Below are 5,445 nucleotides of genomic sequence, written 5' to 3' on the forward strand. Positions count from 1 at the left end.
TGCTTTGAGGTTGTAGATAGAACTGACGAAGTCAGTAACATATATACGGCAAGGTGAAGCTGACGTGGTTTGAATTTGATTTTCGAAGAGTATGAGATTTCGCAGAAATGAAAACAGCCCTCAGAGGGCTGTCAGTTAAGATGAGATTTCAACTTAAATCGCAAACAGGTCATTCAAGTTCTCAGCCAAGGTTGGGTGAGTGAAGATTTGTCTTGTGAAGTAAGTGTAAGGAATCTTGTTGTCCATAGCAACAGTGATGATGTTGATGATTTCTTGAGAACCTTCTGAGAAGATGCTTGCTCCAAGAATTTCTTTTGTTTCAGTATTGACAACAGCTTTGAAAGCTCCACGAAGGTCTCCGTTTACGTGACCACGAGGCATTGCTGCAACAGGAATTTCTTTCACTGCGTATGGAAGTTTCAAATCAGCTGCTTGACTTTCAGTCAAACCAACTTGTGAAAGTGCAGGTGTGATGAACATAGTATTTGGTACATTGAGACGGTCTTCAAGTGTGTAGCTGCCATCTCCAGCAAGGTAGCTGTAAACAACACGGAAGTCATCAAGTGAAATGTAAGTAAATTGAAGGCCACCGTTGACATCTCCAACTGCAAAGACACCAGGAACGTTTGTTTGACAATGTTTGTCCACTTTAATAGCGCCACGTTCAGTTAGTTCAATATCTGTATTTTCAAGTTGAAGTGGTTCTACATTTGGTTTGCGTCCAGTTGCGTAAAGAAGGGCGTCGAAACGGTAAGTTTCGTTTTCGGTTACGACAAGGACTTGGTCACCGTCATTTTTAATTTCAGTAGTACGGATATTTTGAAGCAATTCAATACCGTCTTCTTCCATGTATTGTTTAGCAAGAGCTGCGATGGAAGGTTCTGCACGAGGAAGGAAAGTATCCAAGGCATCTAAGACTGTAACCTTGCTTCCAAGTTTGTTGTAAAGGCCAGCAAATTCAAGACCGATATTTCCGCCACCAAGGACACCAAGTTTTTCAGGTAATTTGTCCAAGTTTTGGATACCTGTTGAGTCAAAGACGTTTTTGCTTGTAGCAAGTCCAGGGATTGGCAAGATGTTTGAAACAGCACCAGTGTTGATGACGATAGTTTCAGCAGTCAGTTCTTTCTTTTCATCACCAGCTTGGATTTCGATGACTTTATTTGAAAGGAAGTGAGCTTCCGCATCAAAGATATCCACGCCTGTACCAGCAACAGTCGCATAGTTTTTACCGTTAAGGCGACCAGTGATAGTGTTTTTGGTAGCAATGACTTCTTCAAAAGACAAGTCTTTTTCAGCAGCAACTAGCAAAGTTTTAGTTGGGATACAACCGATGTTGATACAAGTTCCACCGTACATAGCTTTGCTACGTTCAACGAGGGCAACTTTTTTGCCAGCTGAAGCCAATTTACCTGCTAGTGTTTTACCAGCTTTACCAAATCCGATAACGATTAAATCATAAGTTAACATTTAGAGTTCCTCCTATTCGAATTTCATTCTAGCACAAGAAAAAAACTTTTGCACAATTCTGCTACGCTTTAGAAAAGTTTATGAAATAGTGGAAAGTTTAACTTTATTTTCTCAGAAAAATCGTTTACATGACTTTATCGACGGATTAGGCTATCTTTTGCTTCTCTCTTGTGTTATACTAGATAGGTTGCAAAGAAAACAGTACTTTTCTTTTGTGGAAAAGAAGCAACACGATTTTATATCCAGTATATGAAAATACGTCATAAAAAGAAAAGTATAAACTAAGCCCTATAGGGTGGCTTCGCACCACCTTTAGAAAGAAGAATAACGTGAAATTTAATGAATTAAACTTGTCTGCTGATTTGCTAGCAGAGATTGAAAAAGCTGGTTTTGTAGAAGCTAGTCCGATCCAAGAACAAACTATTCCCTTGGCCCTTGAAGGCAAGGACGTTATCGGTCAAGCTCAGACTGGTACAGGAAAAACTGCAGCCTTTGGCTTGCCTACCCTTGAAAAAATCCGTACAGAAGAAGCGACTATCCAAGCCTTGGTCATCGCTCCAACTCGTGAACTAGCTGTCCAAAGTCAAGAAGAACTCTTCCGCTTTGGTCGTAGTAAGGGAGTCAAAGTCCGCTCAGTATATGGCGGATCAAGCATTGAAAAGCAAATTAAGGCTCTTAAATCTGGTGCCCATATCGTGGTGGGAACTCCAGGTCGCCTCTTGGACTTGATTAAACGCAAGGCCTTGAAATTACAAGATATTGAAACTCTTATCCTTGACGAAGCGGATGAAATGCTCAACATGGGCTTCCTTGAAGATATCGAAGCTATCATTTCTCGTGTCCCTGAAAATCGTCAAACCTTGCTTTTCTCAGCAACTATGCCAGATGCCATCAAACGTATCGGTGTTCAGTTTATGAAAGACCCTGAGCACGTGAAGATTGCTGCTAAGGAATTGACAACAGAATTGGTTGACCAATACTATATTCGTGTTAAAGAACAAGAAAAATTTGATACCATGACTCGTCTTATGGATGTGGAACAACCAGAACTTGCTATCGTATTTGGTCGTACCAAACGTCGTGTAGATGAATTGACTCGTGGTTTGAAAATCCGTGGCTTCCGTGCAGAAGGAATTCATGGTGATTTGGACCAAAACAAACGTCTTCGTGTCCTTCGTGACTTTAAAAATGGCAATCTTGATGTTTTGGTTGCGACAGACGTTGCAGCGCGTGGCTTGGATATTTCAGGTGTGACCCATGTCTATAACTACGATATTCCACAAGATCCTGAAAGTTATGTTCACCGTATCGGTCGTACAGGTCGTGCTGGTAAGTCAGGTCAGTCTATTACTTTCGTATCACCAAATGAAATGGGCTACCTTCAAATCATTGAAAACTTGACTAAGAAACGTATGAAAGGTCTCAAACCTGCAAGTGCAGAAGAAGCTTTCCAAGCTAAAAAACAAGTGGCTCTTAAGAAAATCGAACGTGATTTTGCAGATGAGACTATCCGTGCCAACTTTGAGAAATTTGGTAAGGATGCTCGTAAGCTAGCTGCCGAATTTACTCCAGAAGAATTGGCAATGTATATCTTGAGTCTGACTGTTCAAGATCCAGATAGTCTTCCTGAAGTGGAGATTGCGCGTGAAAAACCACTGCCATTTAAACCATCAGGTAATGGCTTTGGTGGTAAAGCTAAGGGAGGTCGTCGTGGAGATGACCGTCGTGATAATCGCCGTGGAGACAACCGTCGTGGTGGTCGCCGTGATGATTTCAAAAAAGGAAGTCGTGGCAATGATCGTTTTGATAAGGAAAAACGCTATCGTAAGGAGAATAAAAAACCACGCAATACTTCAAGCGAAAAGCAAACAGGCTTTGTTATTCGTAACAAGGGCGATAAATAAGAAAAAGCGGTTCAAAATGAATCGCTTTTTTATATAAGGAGACCGAATGGAAAAAGAAAGATAAATAAAATAGATATATTATCTTTTTGTAATATTATAATACACAAAAATAAGGGGCTTGTCAATAGAAAAGAAGCAATTTAATTAAAAATATTCTTGTTTTTTCAAATTGCAATTAAATAAGCAATTTTCAGATAATAATTGAAAATTCAAGCTGTTTATGTTATAATGATAGCGATTAAATTCGAGGTGAAAAATGGCACATTTATTAGAAAAAACAAGAAAAATTACTTCTATCCTGAAGCGTTCAGAGGAGCAGTTGCAGGAAGAACTTCCATACAATGCGATTACCCGTCAATTGGCAGATATTATTGACTGTAACGCCTGTATCGTCAATAGCAAGGGACGTCTCCTTGGTTATTTCATGCGTTACAAAACAAATACAGATCGTGTAGAGCAGTTCTTCCAAACTAAGATTTTCCCAGATGACTACATTCAAGGTGCGAATATGATCTACGATACAGAAGCCAATCTGACAGTTGATCATGATTTAAGCATTTTTCCTGTGGAAAGTCGTGCTGACTTTCCAGACGGTTTGACGACTATTGCACCGATTCATGTATCAGGGATTCGACTTGGTTCTTTGATTATTTGGCGCAATGATAAAAAATTCGAAGACGAGGACTTGATTCTTGTTGAGATTGCCAGTACCGTTGTTGGGATTCAACTCCTTAATTTCCAACGTGAGGAAGATGAGAAAAATATCCGTCGCCGTACTGCTGTTACCATGGCGGTTAATACCCTTTCTTACTCCGAACTTCGTGCTGTTTCAGCAATTTTAGGGGAATTAAATGGAAATGAAGGGCAGTTGACTGCGTCTGTGATTGCAGACCGTATCGGAATCACCCGTTCTGTGATTGTCAATGCCCTTCGTAAACTTGAGTCTGCAGGGATTATTGAAAGTCGCTCACTTGGAATGAAAGGGACCTACCTTAAGGTCTTGATTTCAGATATTTTTGAAGAAGTGAAGAAAAGAGATTACTAATGACTAAAGCTTTGATTTCGATTGACTATACCGAAGATTTTGTTGCTGATAGTGGAAAATTGACAGCAGGCGCTCCAGCTCAGGCGATTTCGGAGGCCATTAGCAAGGTGACTCGGTTAGCTTTTGAACGAGGAGATTACATCTTCTTTACAATAGATGCTCACGAAGAAAACGATTGTTTTCATCCAGAAAGTAAACTATTTCCTCCTCATAATTTGATTGGGACTAGTGGACGGAATTTATATGGAGATTTGGGGACCTTTTATCAAGATCATGGTTCAGACAGTCGTGTCTTTTGGATGGATAAACGCCATTACTCAGCTTTTTCAGGGACTGACCTGGATATCCGTTTGAGAGAGCGTCGAATTTCTACAGTTATCTTAACAGGAGTCTTGACGGATATCTGTGTCCTGCATACAGCTATAGATGCCTATAATCTAGGATATGACATCGAGATTGTTAAACCAGCCGTTGCTTCCATCTGGCCTGAAAATCATCAATTTGCCCTAGGCCATTTCAAAAACACACTTGGAGCTAAGTTGGTAGATGAAAATCTAAATGAAATTTCAGAGTAATTTGGTTGATGAAATGAAAAATTTTGAAAAAAAGTGTTGACAAGCATCCCAAAAGTTGATATACTAGTAAAGTAATCGACGCGGGGATGGCGGAATTGGCAGACGCGCAGGACTAAGGATCCTGTGACCGCTTTAGGTCGTGAGGGTTCAAGTCCCTCTCTCCGCATAGGATAAGAGTTAGCTTAGGCTAGCTCTTTTGTTTTTTATTAGTCTTATAATATCTATGGTGGATGCCTTTTACTTTCAGATAAATAATATAGTTTGAAATCTCTCCTAATTTTCTCTACTCTTTCTACTTTTTCCGAATAAATAGATAGAACCATCAAATCTAGATTTAAAACTATGGTATAATGAAAGGAGAGAAAGTATGACATTACGTCATCCGGGCATCAGCCCTACCAATGATTTGGTTGCTAAGAAAATCTTTAGCAATCCAGAAATCACTTGTCAA

General features: G+C 39.9%; 4 protein-coding genes and 1 tRNA gene. 4 read left to right on the forward strand and 1 reads right to left on the reverse strand.

Going from position 1 to position 5,445, the window contains the following annotated elements:
• Positions 1-153: 153 nt before the first annotated feature.
• Positions 154-1,470, reverse strand: coding sequence for an FAD-containing oxidoreductase (locus ADI58_RS01920; protein WP_049521254.1), 1,317 nt, complete (start codon positions 1,468-1,470; stop codon positions 154-156).
• Positions 1,471-1,799: 329 nt separating this feature from the next.
• Between ADI58_RS01920 and cshA the strand changes: the two genes are divergently transcribed.
• The 4 genes from cshA to ADI58_RS01940 all read left to right on the forward strand — a co-directional run bounded on the left by cshA (position 1,800) and on the right by ADI58_RS01940 (position 5,160).
• Positions 1,800-3,374, forward strand: coding sequence for a degradosome RNA helicase CshA (gene cshA / locus ADI58_RS01925; protein ID WP_049521255.1), 1,575 nt, complete (start codon positions 1,800-1,802; stop codon positions 3,372-3,374).
• A gap of 256 nt (positions 3,375-3,630) precedes the next feature.
• Complete coding sequence (codY, locus tag ADI58_RS01930) at positions 3,631-4,419, forward strand: GTP-sensing pleiotropic transcriptional regulator CodY (protein WP_000940738.1); 789 nt, start codon at positions 3,631-3,633, stop codon at positions 4,417-4,419.
• Positions 4,419-4,994: a cysteine hydrolase family protein gene (locus ADI58_RS01935; protein ID WP_049521256.1), complete on the forward strand. Its 576-nt coding sequence runs from the start codon at positions 4,419-4,421 to the stop codon at positions 4,992-4,994. Before codY ends, ADI58_RS01935 begins: the two co-directional genes overlap by 1 nt.
• An 80-nt stretch (positions 4,995-5,074) precedes the next feature.
• Positions 5,075-5,160: transfer RNA gene (locus ADI58_RS01940), tRNA-Leu, on the forward strand.
• Positions 5,161-5,445 lie beyond the last annotated feature (285 nt).

The organism is Streptococcus mitis, from assembly GCF_001074635.1.
Classification (GTDB): Bacteria; Bacillota; Bacilli; order Lactobacillales; family Streptococcaceae; genus Streptococcus; species Streptococcus mitis_E.